The organism is Serratia quinivorans, assembly GCF_052113645.1.
Classification (GTDB): Bacteria; Pseudomonadota; Gammaproteobacteria; order Enterobacterales; family Enterobacteriaceae; genus Serratia; species Serratia quinivorans_B.
Genome location: NZ_JBIEIU010000001.1, coordinates 182320 through 199169 on the forward strand (window position 1 = coordinate 182320; position 16850 = coordinate 199169).

At 56.9% G+C, this 16850-nt stretch carries 14 protein-coding genes; 9 read left to right on the plus strand and 5 right to left on the minus strand.

Features of this window, described 5'->3' with window-relative positions:
- Positions 1 to 6: 6 nt before the first annotated feature.
- Positions 7 to 423, minus strand: coding sequence for a hypothetical protein (locus ACGS9J_RS00785; RefSeq protein WP_442229214.1), 417 nt, complete (start codon positions 421 to 423; stop codon positions 7 to 9).
- A 126-nt stretch (positions 424 to 549) separates the two neighbouring features.
- On the opposite strand from ACGS9J_RS00785, the gene folM reads away from it, so the two are divergent.
- The 6 genes from folM to ACGS9J_RS00815 all read left to right on the plus strand — a co-directional run bounded on the left by folM (position 550) and on the right by ACGS9J_RS00815 (position 6709).
- Positions 550 to 1272, plus strand: a complete 723-nt coding sequence (folM, locus tag ACGS9J_RS00790; protein WP_442229215.1) for a dihydromonapterin reductase — start codon at positions 550 to 552, stop codon at positions 1270 to 1272.
- Positions 1273 to 1345: 73 nt separating this feature from the next.
- The gene (rstA, locus tag ACGS9J_RS00795; RefSeq protein ID WP_442229216.1) at positions 1346 to 2071 is read left to right on the plus strand and encodes a two-component system response regulator RstA; all 726 of its coding nucleotides are present in this window, start codon (positions 1346 to 1348) and stop codon (positions 2069 to 2071) included.
- Complete coding sequence (gene rstB / locus ACGS9J_RS00800) at positions 2068 to 3372, plus strand: two-component system sensor histidine kinase RstB (RefSeq protein ID WP_442229217.1); 1305 nt, start codon at positions 2068 to 2070, stop codon at positions 3370 to 3372. The genes rstA and rstB overlap by 4 nt, the downstream gene beginning before the upstream one ends.
- 66 nt (positions 3373 to 3438) lie before the next feature.
- Positions 3439 to 4935, plus strand: coding sequence for a carboxypeptidase M32 (locus tag ACGS9J_RS00805; RefSeq protein ID WP_442229218.1), 1497 nt, complete (start codon positions 3439 to 3441; stop codon positions 4933 to 4935).
- A 349-nt stretch (positions 4936 to 5284) separates the two neighbouring features.
- Positions 5285 to 5590 carry an acid resistance repetitive basic protein Asr gene (gene asr / locus ACGS9J_RS00810; RefSeq protein WP_442229219.1) on the plus strand — a complete coding sequence of 102 codons (306 nt, stop codon included), beginning with the start codon at positions 5285 to 5287 and terminating at the stop codon, positions 5588 to 5590.
- Positions 5591 to 5887: 297 nt separating this feature from the next.
- On the plus strand, positions 5888 to 6709 hold the full coding sequence (locus ACGS9J_RS00815; RefSeq protein ID WP_442229220.1) for a trypsin-like serine peptidase: 822 nt from the start codon (positions 5888 to 5890) through the stop codon (positions 6707 to 6709).
- A gap of 84 nt (positions 6710 to 6793) precedes the next feature.
- Here ACGS9J_RS00815 and hrpA read toward each other — a convergent pair whose 3' ends face one another.
- The gene (gene hrpA, locus ACGS9J_RS00820) at positions 6794 to 10681 is read right to left on the minus strand and encodes an ATP-dependent RNA helicase HrpA (RefSeq protein WP_442229221.1); all 3888 of its coding nucleotides are present in this window, start codon (positions 10679 to 10681) and stop codon (positions 6794 to 6796) included.
- Positions 10682 to 10950: 269 nt separating this feature from the next.
- Here hrpA and azoR point away from each other — a divergent pair, with 269 nt between their 5' ends.
- Complete coding sequence (gene azoR / locus ACGS9J_RS00825; protein ID WP_442229222.1) at positions 10951 to 11556, plus strand: FMN-dependent NADH-azoreductase; 606 nt, start codon at positions 10951 to 10953, stop codon at positions 11554 to 11556.
- Positions 11557 to 11685: 129 nt separating this feature from the next.
- Here azoR and ACGS9J_RS00830 read toward each other — a convergent pair whose 3' ends face one another.
- Genes ACGS9J_RS00830 through ACGS9J_RS00840 form a run of 3 tightly spaced genes read right to left on the minus strand, consistent with a single transcriptional unit; the run spans position 11686 to position 14824 of the window.
- Complete coding sequence (locus ACGS9J_RS00830; protein ID WP_442229223.1) at positions 11686 to 12009, minus strand: YdbL family protein; 324 nt, start codon at positions 12007 to 12009, stop codon at positions 11686 to 11688.
- Positions 12010 to 12017: 8 nt separating this feature from the next.
- Positions 12018 to 12215 (minus strand): YnbE family lipoprotein, encoded by a 198-nt coding sequence (locus ACGS9J_RS00835; RefSeq protein WP_442229224.1) that lies wholly within the window; start codon positions 12213 to 12215, stop codon positions 12018 to 12020.
- On the minus strand, positions 12212 to 14824 hold the full coding sequence (locus ACGS9J_RS00840; protein WP_442229225.1) for a YdbH family protein: 2613 nt from the start codon (positions 14822 to 14824) through the stop codon (positions 12212 to 12214). Before ACGS9J_RS00840 ends, ACGS9J_RS00835 begins: the two co-directional genes overlap by 4 nt.
- A 542-nt stretch (positions 14825 to 15366) precedes the next feature.
- Between ACGS9J_RS00840 and ACGS9J_RS00845 the strand changes: the two genes are divergently transcribed.
- Together ACGS9J_RS00845 and hslJ are read left to right on the plus strand one after the other, a co-directional pair.
- Complete coding sequence (locus ACGS9J_RS00845) at positions 15367 to 16359, plus strand: 2-hydroxyacid dehydrogenase (RefSeq protein ID WP_442229226.1); 993 nt, start codon at positions 15367 to 15369, stop codon at positions 16357 to 16359.
- 19 nt (positions 16360 to 16378) lie between these two features.
- A complete protein-coding gene (gene hslJ, locus ACGS9J_RS00850) occupies positions 16379 to 16807 on the plus strand; it encodes a heat shock protein HslJ (protein WP_442229227.1) in 429 nt (142 codons plus the stop codon).
- Positions 16808 to 16850: the final 43 nt, after the last annotated feature.

A 16850-nucleotide genomic window follows, 5' to 3' on the forward strand; every position in this document is an offset into this window, starting at 1 on the left:
ACCCGGTCAGTTACTTTGGGTCAGGCCCAGACTGATGCTCATGCGTTCACCCACCTGAGAGATAATCACACCCTCGACGCACTCTTGCCGGATGGCTGCCAACTGCTGCGTATCCAGCGCGTACGGCAGTTTGATGTCAAACACCGCCAGCCCCTGCTGCTGCGCCAGGTCAATCAGACGCACAATGTTGGTTTCGTCGCTGACCTGGGTGGAAACCACCTGCAGCGCCAACGCCTTCAACTGCTCTTTCCGCGTTTGTGAAGCGGAAACCTGCGATTTCAATACCATGCCAAAAAATGGCATCACGCCATAGATTGCATCTACAAAGCGCCAGTGCTTCTTGCACGATGCGGACAGAAAATCCATGTAATCAAAACAGATTTTCTCACTGCGGGCGACGGGTGCAAGGTGACTACTGTTCATCCCTTCCTCTCATTGCCGGTGTATTACATCCTGAAATGGATAATCGATGCGAAGCTTTAACGAATTTCCGCCGTATAATGGCATAATTCCCCTATTGTTTGCCAGTCTGTCCAGGAGCTTTAATCAATGGAACATCACAACTCAGCACCGGTACTGATCACGGGCGGCGCACGTCGGATTGGGCTGGCCTTGGCCCGCTCATTCTTGCAGCGCGATATCCCCGTGATCATTGCGTATCGCAGCACTTATCCGGCGCTGAGCGAGCTGAAAAGACTGGGGGCAACCTGCATACAGGGTGACTTTGCCACCAATGACGGCATTTACCGTTTTGCCGATCAGGTTCGCCAAACTGCCCCCAAGCTGCGCGCGGTGATCCACAACGCCAGCGCCTGGCAAGCCGAATCCCCGGAGGTAGCGCCGGAGCAGGTTATGGCGGCGATGCTGCAAATTCACGTTTATACGCCTTACCTGCTGAATCAACTGCTGGAACCCTGCCTGCTGGGCCAGGGCCAGGCCGGTGCCGATATTATTCACCTGACCGATTATGTGGTGGAAAAAGGCAGCGACAAGCATATCGCCTACGCCGCCAGTAAAGCCGCCCTGGACAATATGACCCGTTCATTTGCCCGCAAGTTGGCGCCGGAGGTCAAGGTCAACGCTATCGCGCCGGCGTTGATCATTTTCAATCCGGGCGACGACGAGCATTATCGTCAACAGGCCCTGGCAAAATCACTGATGAAAGTCGCCCCCGGCGAGAGTGAAGTGGTCAATCTGGTGAACTACTTGCTGGACAGCCGTTACGTCACCGGCCGTACCCATGGCGTGGACGGCGGAAGACCACTGCGCTAACGCATGATCTGCATGGCGTATCGCGCAGCCCCGCGCTATGCTGAATTTCGTTATTCTGATAAAACCGCTGAATATGCATAAAATTGTTTTTGTAGAAGACGATCCGGAGGTCGGCAAACTGATTGCCGCCTATCTGGGCAAACACGATATTGAAGTGTTGATTGAGCCGCGTGGCGACAGCGCGCAGGCTCGTATTGAGCTGGAACAGCCGGACTTGGTGCTACTCGACATTATGCTGCCCGGCAAAGACGGCATGACGCTGTGCCGTGATCTGCGCCCCACCTTCCCGGGCCCGATCGTGCTGCTCACCTCGCTCGACAGCGACATGAACCATATCCTTTCGCTGGAAATGGGCGCCAACGATTACATCCTGAAAACCACGCCCCCGGCGGTGTTGCTGGCACGTTTGCGTCTGCACCTGCGCCAGCACGGTCATCAGCCAAAGGAAGAATCGACCCAGCCGCTCACCCAGCACAATGCCCTGCACTTTGGTTTGTTGTGCATCGATCCGGTCAACCGCCAGGTCACGTTGGGCGAAGAAGTCATCACCCTTTCCACCTCGGATTTCGATCTGCTGTGGGAACTGGCTACCCATGCCGGGCAAATCATGGATCGCGAAGCCCTGCTGCAAAACCTGCGGGGCGTGAGTTATGACGGCCTCGACCGCAGTATCGACGTCGCGATTTCCCGCCTGCGTCGCAAACTGTACGACAACGCGCTGGAGCCCTTCCGCGTCAAAACCGTGCGCAATAAAGGTTACCTGTTCGCCCCGAATGCCTGGGAGTTCGTGCAGCAATGAGAAAGCTTTTTGTGCAGTTCTTCCTGCTGCTGTTCGTTTGCTTCCTGGTGATGGCGATGCTGGTGGGGTTGGTGTACAAAGTCACCGCCGAACGCGCCGGCCGCCAGTCGATGGACGACCTGATGAAAAGCTCACTGTACCTGATGCGCAGCGAACTGCGGGAAATCCCGCTGAAAGACTGGAACAAGACCATCGCCACGCTGGATTTGAACCTGTCGTTTAAGCTGCACATTGAGCCGCTCGGCAAACAGGATCTGAGCGAAGACCTGAAGAAACGGTTGCGCCTTGGGGAAATTATCGCGCTCGACGATCAATACACCTTTATGCAGCGCATTCCCCGCAGCCACTATGTGCTGGTAGTCGGCCCCATTCCTTACCTGTTCTATCTGCATCAAATGCGGCTGCTGGATTTGGCGCTGCTGGTGTTTATCGGCATGTCGCTGGCGCTGCCGGTGTTTTTGTGGATGCGCCCGCACTGGCAAGATTTGCTCAAGTTGGAAAATGCCGCGCAGCGTCTGGGGGCCGGGCATCTGGATGAACGCACCCATTTCGATCCCACCTCCAGCCTGAACCGGCTTGGCGTCGCGTTTAACCAGATGGCGGATAACGTCAATACGCTGATCGCCAGCAAGAAGCAGCTTATCGACGGCATCGCCCACGAGCTGCGTACGCCGCTGGTGCGGCTGCGTTACCGGCTGGCGATGAGCGATAACCTGTCCGATAGCGAGCAGCAGGCATTAAATCGCGATATTGGTCAATTGGAGTCGCTGATCGACGAACTGCTGACCTACGCACGGTTGGATCGCCCTCAGGTGGCACTCAATATAGAGCCTCTCGATTTGCCAAAATGGTTGGAAGACAAGGCGGATGACCTGCGCCTGATCCACCCGGAAAGAGAAATTCAACTGGATATCCCCCACGTCGGCGATTTTGGCGGCGTCGATTTACGGCTTATGGAGCGGGTGTTGGATAACCTGGTGAACAACGCCCTGCGTTACTCCGAGCAACGCCTGCGCATCGGCCTGTGGTTTGACGGCGACCAAGCCTGCCTGCAGGTAGAAGATGACGGGCCAGGTATTCCACTGGAAGAACGCGAACGGGTATTCGAGCCCTTTGTGCGCCTCGACCCCAGCCGCGATCGCGCCACCGGCGGCTGCGGGCTGGGCCTGGCCATTGTGCATTCCATTGCCGTGGCCTATCAGGGGCAAGTCTATGTCGATGCCAGTTCGCTCGGCGGTGCCAGCTTCCGTTTCTGTTGGCCGATCAAACCCACTTTCAATTTAAAAGCAGACCCGGTGTAACCTTGTCTCCGCGCAGCTCGAACACGCGAAAGAGTGATCCGGATTACAATAATATGGAGCTAAACGATGACATCTGCACACTCCCCATCCTCATACGACGAACTGCGCGCCATTTTCACCCGGCTGTCGCGCTTTGGTCACCTTTCCGCCATTGCCGGCTGGGACATGCAAACCATGATGCCACCGGGCGGCAGCAAAGCGCGTTCGGAAGCGCTGGCTGAACTGAGCGTACTGCAACACCAAATTTTGACGGCGGAAAAAACCGGCCGTCTGTTTGAACGCGCGCAGCAGGAAAAGCTGGATGACATTGATCAAGCCAATCTGCTGGAAATGCGCCGTCAATATGACAATGCGGTGCTGGTACCGGAGTCACTGGTCGAAGCTAAATCGCTGGCCGGCGCACGTTGCGAACATGCCTGGCGCGCCCAACGCCCGGCCAACGACTGGGAAGGCTTCGCGGAGAACCTGCGTGAAGTAGTCAAACTGAGCCGTCAGGAAGCGCAGATCCGTGCCGAAGCGGCAGGCACCAATCGCTATGACGCCCTGCTGAATCTGTACGAACCGGGCATGCGCAGCAGCGACATCGACCGCATCTTTGGTGACCTGAAAACCTGGCTGCCTGACCTGTTGCAGAAAGTAGTGGCCAAACAGGCTCAGGAACCTTGTCTGATCCCGCAGGGCCCGTTCAATGTGGATACCCAGCGTCAGTTAAGCTTGAGCGTAATGAAACTGCTCGGCTTTAATTTCGACGGCGGCCGTGTGGACGTCAGCGCGCACCCATTCTGCGGTGGCGTACCTGAAGATGTGCGTATTACCACCCGCTATAACGACAAGGAATTCCTGACCGCGCTGCTCGGTATCGTGCATGAGACCGGTCACGCCCGTTATGAACAGAACCTGCCGCGTGACTGGCTGGGCCAGCCTGTGGCGCAGGCGCGATCCACCGCCATCCATGAATCTCAAAGCCTGCTGTTTGAGATGCAACTGGCGCGCGGCAGCGACTTCCTGAAAATTCTGCGTCCGCTGGTAACCCAACAATTCGGCGAGCAACCGGCGCTGGAGGAAGCCAACTTCATCCGCCTGAATCAGCGTGTGAAACCAGGTCTGATCCGCGTAGATGCCGACGAGGTGAGCTACCCGGCGCACGTGATCCTGCGTTATGAGATCGAGAAAGCCCTGGTCGAAGGCGAGATCGAAGTGGAGGACATCCCGGCACTGTGGAACGAAAAAATAAAGGGCTACCTCGGCCTGGATACCGTAGGCAATTACCGGAATGGGTGTATGCAGGACATTCACTGGACTGACGGTGCCTTCGGCTACTTCCCGACTTACACCCTGGGTGCGATGTATGCCGCGCAACTGTTTCACAGCGCACGCGAAGCGATGCCATCATTGAGCAGTGACATTGCCGAGGGCAACCTGAGCCCAGTGTTCCATTGGCTGAAGCAGAATATCTGGCGTCACGGTAGCCGCTTCCCTACCGATACGTTGATCGCCAATGCGACCGGCGAAACGCTCAACCCGGCTTATTTCCGCAAGCATCTGGAAAGCCGCTACCTGTAATGCATTTCCCAGGCATGTCTTGCACGTGCCTGGGCCTTTTTCCCCCTGCTTCGCCAGCGCTATTCCATAACGCACTGCCCCTCCCACGACACCCTGGTCGCAGAGTGCGGGTCGACCGCGCTCCATATGTATGTTGTAACTAAAGTGCGAAAATACAGCCTCCCTGAACATCAATCGCGAACATCCTTCTCGCTTGCCGGCGCTTTGATTTGGCCCCCGCTGCCGGTTCGTACATTAGGTTACACGCCGAAACCAATCACTCACGGAAAGCATCACGGCGTTTGCCTACTATCTTTACACCGGCCCCGCAGTGGGCTTGATACATGATGAGTCATTTGAGGAATCTACAATGAAAAAAGTATTAGCTCTGGTTGTTGCCGCTGCAATGGGTCTGTCTTCTGTTGCCTTCGCTGCTGACGCTGCCACTACCCCTGCTGCTCCTGCCGCGACGGCGACCACCACCACCGCAGCTCCGGCTAAAACCACTCACGTGAAAAAACATCACGCGAAGAAAGCGCCAGTTCAAAAAGCGCAGGCGGCTAAAAAGCACCACAAAGCGACCGCCAAAAAAGCCCCGGCTCAGAAAGCCCAGGCCGCCAAGAAACACCACAAAAAAGCCAGCCATAAGAAAGCCACCAGCACGCCAGCGGCGTAACAGCACAGTGAGGCTCCCCTCACCAGTCCAGGCTTGAGTTGTCCAACACCCGGTTCGCCGGGTGTTTTTTCATCGGGGGTTCTCAACATGCTGCGTCGCTACCTATTTGAAATCATTCTGGCCAGCCTGATCCTTTGCGGGCTGATCGCCGCCTTTTTTTATCTGTAGCCGCTTAGCCCTTTGGGATGAGAAATTATCGAAAAATCAATCACTGCCCATCTACACGGCGACTAAATCAGTCTATAGTTACCATTCAGTGTGTTTATGGATGACCCGTAATTTCCAGGCAAGAAACCTATGCGCATAACCGTTTTGCTGTTGCTGTGCTCATTCCCGCTCGCACTCTCCCTCTCAGCAAGGGCCGACAGCCCTTCCGACACCTCGGCCGCTGAGCAAACCCGCTTATTTTTTGGCAAAGACGAACGCATTAAGGTCACGGAAACCCACGGCTGGCCGTGGCAGGCGATTGGGCAAGTGGAAACCGCCAGCGGCAATCTGTGCACCGCCACGCTGATCTCTCCGCATTTGGCACTCACCGCCGGCCACTGTGTTCTGGCACCACCGGGCCAATTGGACAAGGCTATCGCGTTACGCTTTGTGGCCGGCAACAAGAGCTGGCTGTACCAGACCGACAATATCGAAACGCTGGTTGACCGCAAGCTGGGTAAAAAGCTCAAGGCTGACGGCGATGGCTGGATCGTGCCGCCTGCCGCCGCGGCTTATGACTTTGCCCTGATCCGTCTGAAGGACAAAAAAGCATTACCCATTAAGCCACTGCCGCTGTGGCAAGGCGACAGCAAGGCACTGACCCAGGCGATGAAACAGGCCAAACGGCTGATTACCCAAGCCGGTTACCCGGAAGACCACCTCGACGATCTCTACAGCCATCAGAACTGTAAAGTGACGGGCTGGGCGCAACAGGGTGTGCTGTCGCACCAATGCGATACCCTGCCCGGCGATAGCGGCTCGCCGTTATTGCTGAAAACGGCCGATGGTTGGCGGCTGATCGCCATTCAAAGCTCCGCACCGGCGGCGAAGGATCGTTACCGTGCCGATAACCGCGCACTGGCGGTGACCGGTATCCGCGATGCGCTGGACGCATTGGCCGCCGGGAAATAACCGGTTATTCCCCGGCGTGGGCTCCCGCGCCGGCCTCCATTGAAAGCTTTCCTGCCATAAACCGCTGATGGGTTTGGGCGGTGCTTAACCCGAAAGCTGATCCATAGTCTGCAGGATACGCTTGTCCGAGATCGGATAAGGCGTGCCCAGTTGTTGAGCGAACAGGCTGACGCGCAGCTCTTCGATCATCCAACGTACCTCCTTCACCTCTTCATCCTGACGGCGCTTCGGCGGCAGTTTATTCAACCACTGCTGCCACGCCTGCTGTACCTGCTCCACCCGCAACATCTGCGCGCGGTCACGGTGCGGATCGGTGGCCAGCTTCTCCAGGCGACGCTCAATCGCTTGCAGATAGCGCAGCGTATCCGGCAGACGCTTCCAGCCGTTGTTGGTGACAAAGCCACGGTATACCAGGCCGCCGACCTGAGCCTTGATGTCCGACAGCGCCAACGCCAGGGAGATATCCACCCGACCCTTCAGCCGTTTGTTGATGTTGAACACCGCCGTCAGGATTTGCTCGACCTGTTTGGCGACACCCACCACCGTTTCGTTCAGCTCGCCGCGCACCCGCTCCTGCAGGCGGGCAAAATTCTCCTCCTGCCACACCGGCCCGCCATATTCGGCGATCAGTTTGTCGATACCGCACGAGATGCAGTCGTCGATCAGATCCAGCACCTTGCCATAAGGGTTAAAGTACAGCCCCAGCTTGGCTTTGTTAGGCAGCTTTTCGTGCAGATACTTGATCGGCGAAGGAATGTTCAGCAACAGCAGGCGGCGCGTACCCTGCCACATCGCCTGTTGCTGTTCCTGCTCGCTGTCGAACAGGCGGATCGCCACACTGTCTTTTTCGTCCACCAGTGCCGGATAAGCCTTCATCGAATAGCCGCCGCGTTTCTGCTCATAAAACGCCGGCAGGTTGCCGAAGCTCCAGATATGCAGATTGCTTTGCTCCAGCCCATCGTCGGCCACGGCGGACAGCGTTTCCTGCACCTTGTCCTTCAGTTGCAGCTTCAGCGCCGTCAAGCTTTTGCCTTCGAGCAGGGTTTTGTGTTTTTCCCCCACCACCCGGAAAGTCATCTTAAGGTGATCGGGCACCTGTTCCCATTGCCAGTCATCACGTGACACCGTCACGCCTGTCATACGGCGCAGTTCCCGCTCCAGCGCATCCAGCAGCGGCAATTCCAGTGCGGTCACTCGCCCCAGGAAAGCCTCGGCGTAGTTGGGTGCCGGGACAAAGTTCCGCCGCACCGGCTTAGGCAGCGACTTGATCAAGGCGATCACCAGCTCACGACGAATACCGGGGATCTGCCACTCAAAGCCCTGATCTTCGACCTGATTCAGGATCGGCAGCGGAATATGCACCGTCACGCCGTCGGCATCGGTACCCGGCTCAAACTGATAAGTCAGGCGCAGCTTGAGATTGCCCTGGTACCAGGCATTCGGGTAGTCCAGCGCGCTGACCTTATTGGCACCGTCCTTGATCAGCATCTCTTTTTCAAAGCTGAGCAAGTCCGGGTTCTGTTTAGCGGCGTTTTTCCACCAGTGGTCAAAATGACGCCCGGAGACCACCTCGCTCGGGATGCGTTGATCGTAGAAGCTGAACAGGGTTTCGTCGTCGACCAAAATGTCACGGCGACGCGATTTATGTTCCAGCTCTTCCACTTCAGCACGCAGTTTCAAATTGGCATTAAAGAAGGCATGCCGCGTCTGCCAATCGCCTTCCACCAGCGCGTGGCGGATAAACAGCTCGCGGCACAGCAGCGGATCCAGGGTGCTGTAATTGACCGGCCGCGCAGCGACGATCGGCAGCCCGAACAGCGTCACTTTTTCGGTGGCCATCACCGCCCCCTGGGATTTCGACCAGTGAGGTTCGCTGTAGCTGTGTTTCACCAAATGCTGCGCCAGCGGCTCAATCCACTCGGGTTCGATACGCGCGGCAATACGGCCCCACAGGCGACTGGTTTCCACCAGTTCGGCCACCATGGTCCATTTCGGCGGCTTCTTGAACAGGCCGGAACCGGGGAAGATGGAGAATCGCGCGTTGCGGGCGCCGGTGTACTCTTGCTTATCCGCATCTTTCTGGCCGATGTGCGACAGCAAACCGGTCAACAGCGCGGTGTGTACGCTGCGGTAATCGGAAGGCTCGCTGTTCACCGACAGCCCCAACTCTTTCACCACCTGGCGCAGTTGCGTGTAAATGTCCTGCCATTCACGCACCCGCAGATAGTTAAGGAAATCATTGCGACACAGCCGCCGGAACTGGCTGGAGGAGTGCTCTTTTTGCTGCTCTTTCAGCCAGTCCCACAGGTTTACGTAGGCCAGGAAATCCGAGTCTTTGTCGGCGAAGCGGCGATGTTTCTCGTCCGATGCCTGCTGCTTGTCCATTGGCCGTTCGCGTGGATCCTGGATCGACAGCGCGGCGGTGATGATCATCACCTCTCGCACGCTGCCGCTTTTCTGCGCCTCCAGCACCATGCGTGCCAACCGGGGGTCGATCGGCAACTGCGCCAGTTGTCGCCCCTGCGGCGTTAGCTGATAGTGACCATTCTCGGCGGTTTTAATCGCGCCCAACTCTTCCAGCAGGCGCACGCCATCGAGAATGTTGCGCTTGTCCGGCGCTTCAACGAACGGGAAAGCGGCAATGTCCCCTAACCCAAGCGACGTCATCTGCAAGATGACCGACGCCAGGTTGGTACGCAGGATCTCCGGATCGGTAAACTCCGGGCGCGACAGGAAGTCCTGTTCTGCGTACAGGCGAATACAAATACCGTCCGATACGCGCCCGCAGCGGCCCTTACGCTGATTGGCGGACGCCTGTGACACCGGTTCGATCGGCAGACGCTGCACCTTGGTGCGGAAACTGTAGCGACTGATACGCGCGGTACCGGGGTCAATCACGTACTTGATGCCAGGCACGGTCAGCGAGGTTTCCGCCACGTTGGTCGCCAGCACGATGCGCCGACCGTGATGCGACTGGAATACCCGGTTCTGTTCGCTGTTCGACAGCCGGGCATACAGCGGCAAGACTTCGGTATGCGGCAAGTTGAGGCGATTGAGCGCATCGGCGGTGTCGCGGATTTCGCGCTCACCGCTCATAAAGATCAGGATATCCCCGGGGCCTTCGCGACCCAGCTCGTCCACCGCATCGAAAATCGCCTGCAGTTGATCGCGGTCGGTATCGTCGGCGTCGTCCACCACCGGACGATAACGCACCTCTACCGGATAGGTGCGGCCGGACACTTCGATAATCGGCGCATTATTGAAATGGCGCGAGAAACGCTGCGGGTCGATCGTCGCCGAGGTGATGATGACTTTGAGATCCGGGCGCTTCGGCAGCAGCTCGCGCAGATAACCCAGGATAAAATCAATGTTCAGGCTGCGTTCATGCGCTTCATCGATGATCAGCGTGTCGTACTGCATCAACAGCCGGTCCTGCTGGATTTCCGCCAGCAGGATACCGTCGGTCATCAGCTTGACCAGGGTGTTTTCCCCGACCTGATCGTTAAAGCGCACCTTATAACCGACGCTGCCGCCCAGCGGCGTTTCCAGTTCGTCGGCAATGCGGTTGGCCACGGTACGTGCCGCCAGACGCCGAGGTTGGGTATGGCCGATCAGCCCCTTCACCCCACGCCCCAGCTCCAGGCAGATCTTCGGCAACTGGGTGGTTTTCCCCGAGCCGGTTTCACCGGCGACAATCACCACCTGGTGGTCACGGATGGCCTGCAGAATGTCCTGCTTTTTCTGGCTGACCGGCAGGTTTTCCGGGTAGCTGACTTTCGGGCAGGACGCGGCGCGCGACTGCACTTTTTGCAACGCTGTCGTTATGTCACTTTCCAGCTCGGCGGCGACGGCCAACTGAGCATCGGGATTTTTGATTTTTCGTGCGCCCTGCAGCCGACGTTGCAGACGTTGTTGATCACGGAGCATCAGCTCGCCCAGTTGGGCAGACAATGCCGCGAGCGGAGATTTCACGTTCGGTATTCCTTGTCTCATCGCTGCTGTATCAAGCTTTAGCAACGGTTTGGTAATGGGTTAGCCGGTTTTCAGCTTTAGCCGCGCAGAATATCATAAGCCGCTTTTTCCCCATAATCCCGCGGCTTAAATCCCGGCAGCTTATTCAATAAAATCGAACAAAGGTCTCGAAATATTGCGCTATCACTGCTGAAAAAATGTGAATAGAGTGTACTGCATGCAAAGGACGCGTTGTCCTGATGTCACTGTCATAACGTAAGGAATTACCGATGAGCAAAGTATTGGTTCTTAAATCAAGCATCCTGGCGGGCTACTCGCAGTCTAACCAACTGGCAGATTTCTTCGTTGAACAGTGGGCTAAAGCTCATGGCAACGACACCATCACCGTACGTGACCTGGCTGCACAGCCGATCCCGGTGCTGGACGGTGAACTGGTTGGCGCACTGCGACCTTCCGATACGCCACTGACCCCGCGTCAGACCGAAGCGCTGGCGTTGTCCGATGAACTGATCGCCGAACTGCAGGCCAATGACACTATCGTTATGGCGGCGCCAATGTATAACTTCAACATTCCTACCCAGTTGAAAAACTATTTCGACCTGATTGCCCGTGCCGGCGTCACCTTCCGCTACACCGAAAAGGGTCCGGAAGGCCTGGTGAAAGGCAAACGCGCCATCATCCTGACCAGCCGCGGTGGCATCCATAAAGATACCCCGACTGACCTGATTGAACCTTACCTGCGTCTGTTCCTGGGCTTTATCGGTATTACCGAGGTTGAGTTCGTGTTCGCTGAAGGCATCGCCTACGGCCCGGACGCAGCCACCAAAGCGCAGGCCGATGCCAAAGCCACTCTGGCACAGGTCGTTGCCGCCTGATGCCCATTGCAGGGGCCATTGCGCCCCTGCAAAGCCTCAACAGCACAAGCCAAATCCTGTCAAACCTGCACCACCCTCATAACAATCCAATGTTGTATCGCTATTGCGCGCCTTATCTGGCGCGCTTTTTTATTTCTTCAGCCACTGGCCGTTAATGCCGCGCACGTATTCCCCGGCGGATGCCCGCGCAACCAGTTTCTGCCCGGCCATGCGCGCCACATCGTCGATAGCGATATGATTGCCGTCCGCCACCTGCTGGTATTTCTCGGTACGCCCGGCGTTGATATTTTTCACCAGTGCCAGCGTTTCGGCATCCTGCTTCACCGGCGCGATATATCCGTTGAAGGTTTCCCCGACGCGGCCCTGCTGCTTGGCCTCATCAAGCGTCAGCGCCATCGCCATGCTGCTGAACAGCCAAGCGGCACCCATCAAGCCTAAATAACGTTTTTTCATGTTGGCTCCTAGAACAGACCGCTTTTGTCTTTCAGCATATTTTCGACGTCTTTATCCACTTTGATGTGAATTTCATGCTCGATCTTCACGTTCATATTGATGGTGATCGGATCTTTAGGTGTGGCGACCTCGATGCGTGGCACGCAGCCGCTCAGCATCGACGTGCCCAGCACGGCGACCAACAGTGGCCCGCTGATGATTTTCATGGTTGTTCCCCAGGTTTTGTGAGGGCCTGTTCCAGCCACTCCTGTAAATTGTCGCCAAAGCGCAGACTGCGCCAAAGCTGAAACACGTTTTCCTGATGGCTATAGTTCAGGATAACCTCTCGTTTGGCGCTTTTTTGCGGATTAACCCCGTCAATTCGCGCCTTCAGCGTCAGCTCCCCGAGGTTGTCGAGATCGACCCGGGCCTTGGAGCGGTTAATCTCCATATAGCGCAGCCAATCTATCGCAGCACCGGTCGCCAGGTTATTACTGCCGATGGCATCGGCCATGTCCTTGTCCAGGCGCAGCGTCAGCATGCCGGCGTTGGCGATCCAACCGTCGCGTACCAACCATTTGGGGTGAGTGAGGAACAACGGCAATTCGCCGTCCACCCGCCCTGACATGGCGAACTGCTTTGGCTTCAAGGCGGTAAACAAGGCGCTGAGATCCACCTTGTCCAGCTTCAACACGGCGGCGTCATGCTGCGGCATTCGCAGGGCCGACAGGCTGATGTGCCCGTTCAGTGCATCCAGCCCGACGTTGCTCAGCGTCAGCGGGGCCTGCTCGCTGTAAGGATAGGCCCCCTGCAGGTCGGCGGTGATATTCTGCATGTCAAACAGGTTGCTGAAAGACTTGATGCGCAACGTCACCGGCTGTTTCGCCCCCAACTGCCACACATGATTTTTCAGGCGGTAGGACATGACAAAATCCAGACCGCTCATCTCGCCGTCTTTCAGCCACATACCGCCATTTTTCACCACCCAGTGGCCACCGGCCTCAAAGCCTTGTACCCGGGCGGCGGAGAAGGCCGACTGGGCATAAAACTCGCCGGCACGCAGTTTGATATTGAGATCCGGCGAGATCAGCGGTTGGAACACTTCCAGCGACTGTTTCGGCCACCAGCCCTCTCCGCGCAAACGCTCGCCGTCCCAGCGACCACGCAGCGCTATCGGCCCTATCTGTTCCGCCTGCAGTTTGCCCTGTAACTGGAAATTGTCCGGTGTTTTGCCTTTCAACTGCAGTGCCAGTACCGGCGCCGGCAGGTAACCCCCGTTGGTGAAGCTGACCTTGCCCGAAAGCAGTTGCAGCTCGCCATTGAATACCGGGTTTTGCTCGTCACGCTGCCAACGCAGCGGCTGGCTGAGGCTGAGGCGCGGTGCATCCACCGTCACCATGCTGTACTTCAATTGATCAAAACCGGTGGACAGGCGATCGAGAACCAGAGTGCTGTCCTGCCAACTGCCGCTGCCGGCAACGTCCCAGGCAGCCTGCAGCGGCGGTAATTGGCCGTTGCCCCAGTAACGCCATTGCCAATGGCCGTGGTCCGGCCAAAAATCTTGCGCCTTGCCGTCCAGATGCAATTTAAAACGGCCCCAGTAACTGTCGCTGGCGTTGATAATGGCCTGCAGACGGCCGGTGATGCCGGCAGCCGTCACTTTCACGCCGGCCAACGGCAGGCGCGCCTCTTCCAGCTTCATTTCCGGCGTCGCGTTGCCCCACAGGCGCAGCAGCGAACCCGACTGCAAAACCAGCGTCGGGTTAAGAACAGTGCCGCTGATCACCCCGGGAATAGAGGCGGTCAGGGAAAAATCGGCCAGATTCGCCTGACCGGTCAGTTGGAAACGCAGATCGCTGTCGATCAGCCCGACCTTGCCCGGTCCCAGCGTCAGCACCGCGTTGCCTTTGCCATTGTGGCCGTCGGTGATGACGTTCAAACGGGCGCTGATCTGGGTTTCATCAAAGCCTTTGCTCCAGTCGTGCAGCGCAATGCTCACCCCGCCGTTAACCGGTTGCTGGCTGTACGGCCAACGCCATTCGCCCTGCTTGATGCTGACCTGCTGCGCGTTGATTTCCCAGGGGAGCGTCGCCAGCGGTTTCGCCTCGCCCTTTTCCGTCAGCGTCAGTACGCCCTGCTGCTGTTGCCAGCGCATATCCAACAGTAAGGGTTTGTCCAGATAACCGGTCTGCATTTCGCCCTGCAGCGCCCCTTGTGCCGGGATGCTGTCCAAATCGAGCGGGATGGCGATTTTGCCGGTCAGATGCAGGGGTTGCGGGCTGTTTGGCGCCCTGAGCGTCAGGCTGTTCAACGTCAATTGCTGCTGCGGATCCAACAGCGCATCGGCCTGAATATTCGGCCCCTGATACTGCAGACGCTGCCCTTCAGCGGAGGCCTGTATCTGCAATTTACCGGCGTAGTACTGCCACGGCACCACCGCGAAATCCTTGATGGTGACGTCCAGCAGCGGCAGTTGTTTTTGCAATTGGTCCAGCGCCAGTGGCGTACTGTTGGCGTCACCAGCGGGCAATTTGGATAAACAGGCGGTATCGACGTTCAGCTTGTCGCTGATCAGTTGCAAGCCGCCTTGCCGATAGGCCAATCGGGTTGGCCCGACGTCGGCAAGCAAACAATCCTGCGCCAGAAAACGGGCGCCCTCCAACTGCAACGCCCCCTGCCGCCACTGCGGTTTGCCCTGCAAAACCAACTGGCTGCCCTGCGGCAACCAGTGAGAGAGCACGCGCGGCAACCAGCGCGGCAGAGTTTGCCACAGCACCAGCAGCAGGATCACCGTACTGACCACAATCCCTATGAATACTTTCAATCGCTTAGTCATTAAATGATTGCTTCATTCCTGAGTTAGGCAGTTTTCCCGGACCAAAGGCCGTTTAGAGTAAGTCTATGCCTGAATTGGCAATAATGATGGCATGAATTTGACACAGGGTGAAGCCAGGGCCGAAGAAGATGCCCCATTCCGACCCTTTTACCGCCATTGATGTGGGTGCTGTAAGTTTTAGTTACATATTCATCACATGAATGCGACCTGTTTCAGACTTTTGTTATTGTTGTTACCTTTGATAATTAATAGTCTTGCAAGCATTCTAACAAAAGTCAGCTGCTAGCTAACTATACTAGAGAAGCCATTCCCCACACCCCCGTGGGGATTTTTTTGCCTCAGACTCAATCCCCCTCTCCGCGGCTTCCCTTTCCCAGCCCGCTGAATATTCGTCCTGTTTCGGTGTCGCCAGCTACCCTTAATCAATACCGCTCCCAGCGGGCCCAATGGCCGGTGTTTAACGCGGCCCAAACGGGCTAACCAATTGTAGAATTTACTAAAATCTGTTAAATTGATCACAAAATCACGCGGGAGAAACCACGATGAAATTGGCGATATACAGCACTAAACAGTATGACCGTAAATATCTCGAACTGGTGAACCAGCAGTTTGGTTACGAACTGGAGTTCTTCGACTTCCTGCTCAGTAAAAAAACCGCCAAAAACGCCGCCGGTTGCAAAGCCATCTGTATCTTCGTCAACGACGACGGCAGCCGTGAAGTGCTTGAAGAACTGGCGGCGTTAGGGGTGGAAATTTTGGCCCTGCGCTGCGCCGGCTTCAACAATGTCGATTTGGACGCCGCCAAAGAATTGGGTATCAAGGTGGTGCGCGTACCGGCCTACTCACCGGAAGCTGTCGCTGAACATGCTGTAGGTATGATGATGTGCCTGAACCGTCGCATTCACCGTGCCTATCAACGTACCCGCGATGCCAATTTCTCGCTCGAGGGGCTGATCGGCTTCAACATGCATAACCGCACCGCCGGGGTGATTGGCACCGGCAAGATTGGCGTCGCCACCATGCGCATTCTGAAAGGGTTCGGCATGAAGATCCTGGCCTATGATCCGTACCCAAGCGAGCAGGCACTGGAGCTGGGTGCCGAATATGTCGATCTGAAAACGCTGTACGCGCAGTCAGACGTTATTACCCTGCACTGCCCGCTGACGCCGGAAAATCACCACCTGTTGAACACCGACGCTTTTGCGGCGATGAAAGACGGCGTGATGATCATCAACACCAGCCGCGGCGGTCTGATTGACTCATCGGCCGCGATTGACGCCTTGAAACAGCAGAAAATCGGCGCTCTGGGGATGGACGTGTATGAGAACGAGCGTGATTTGTTCTTTGAAGACAAATCCAATGACGTGATCCAGGACGATATCTTCCGCCGCCTGTCAGCCTGCCATAACGTGTTGTTCACCGGTCATCAGGCTTTCCTGACCGAAGAGGCGCTGACCAGCATCTCGGAAACCACGTTGCAGAACCTGAACCAATTGGATCGCGGTGAGCCGTGCCCTAATCAGCTCAATGCCTGATTTTTCACGAGGAGAGCCGATGAACAAGTCCATCCTGGCGGCGTTAACGACGCTGCTGCTAGCAGGCTGTAGCATGAGTCAGAACGGGAAGACGGTCGCGGAAAGCGACCTGTTGCATCATAACTTTGCGCTGCAAAGCGTCGACGGCGTCGCGGTGAAGCCGGGCGTCGGTAACCGGCCCAATATCGAGTTCGGGGAAAAAATGCACGTCTCGGGCGCCATGTGTAACCGTTTCTTCGGCAACGGCCAATTGCAAGACGGCGTGCTGACGGTGAAAGGCCTGGCCACGACCCGTATGCTGTGCGCCGACCCACAACTCAACCAGTGGGACAGGACAATCGGTGATGTGCTGGGCAAAGGGGCAAAAGTCACCCTCAGCGCTCAGCAGTTAACGCTGAGCAGCGGTGACCATACCCTGGTTTATACCCTGCGAGATTGGGTGCAGTGATCCCTGTATACCAGGCTGCCCGGCGGCCTGGTGTGCTTTCATC

What these genes read in the sequence shown, in the direction of transcription:
- rstB (WP_442229217.1), top strand. Translation starts at nt 2,068, where the DNA reads ATGAGAAAGCTTTTTGTGCAGTTCTTCCTGCTGCTGTTCGTTTGCTTC.
- asr (WP_442229219.1), top strand. Translation starts at nt 5,285, where the DNA reads ATGAAAAAAGTATTAGCTCTGGTTGTTGCCGCTGCAATGGGTCTGTCT.
- ACGS9J_RS00830 (WP_442229223.1), bottom strand. Translation starts at nt 12,009, where the DNA reads ATGAAAAAACGTTATTTAGGCTTGATGGGTGCCGCTTGGCTGTTCAGC.
- ACGS9J_RS00815 (WP_442229220.1), top strand. Translation starts at nt 5,888, where the DNA reads ATGCGCATAACCGTTTTGCTGTTGCTGTGCTCATTCCCGCTCGCACTC.
- ACGS9J_RS00785 (WP_442229214.1), bottom strand. Translation starts at nt 423, where the DNA reads ATGAACAGTAGTCACCTTGCACCCGTCGCCCGCAGTGAGAAAATCTGT.
- folM (WP_442229215.1), top strand. Translation starts at nt 550, where the DNA reads ATGGAACATCACAACTCAGCACCGGTACTGATCACGGGCGGCGCACGT.
- azoR (WP_442229222.1), top strand. Translation starts at nt 10,951, where the DNA reads ATGAGCAAAGTATTGGTTCTTAAATCAAGCATCCTGGCGGGCTACTCG.
- ACGS9J_RS00840 (WP_442229225.1), bottom strand. Translation starts at nt 14,824, where the DNA reads ATGACTAAGCGATTGAAAGTATTCATAGGGATTGTGGTCAGTACGGTG.
- ACGS9J_RS00845 (WP_442229226.1), top strand. Translation starts at nt 15,367, where the DNA reads ATGAAATTGGCGATATACAGCACTAAACAGTATGACCGTAAATATCTC.
- ACGS9J_RS00835 (WP_442229224.1), bottom strand. Translation starts at nt 12,215, where the DNA reads ATGAAAATCATCAGCGGGCCACTGTTGGTCGCCGTGCTGGGCACGTCG.
- ACGS9J_RS00805 (WP_442229218.1), top strand. Translation starts at nt 3,439, where the DNA reads ATGACATCTGCACACTCCCCATCCTCATACGACGAACTGCGCGCCATT.
- hslJ (WP_442229227.1), top strand. Translation starts at nt 16,379, where the DNA reads ATGAACAAGTCCATCCTGGCGGCGTTAACGACGCTGCTGCTAGCAGGC.
- rstA (WP_442229216.1), top strand. Translation starts at nt 1,346, where the DNA reads ATGCATAAAATTGTTTTTGTAGAAGACGATCCGGAGGTCGGCAAACTG.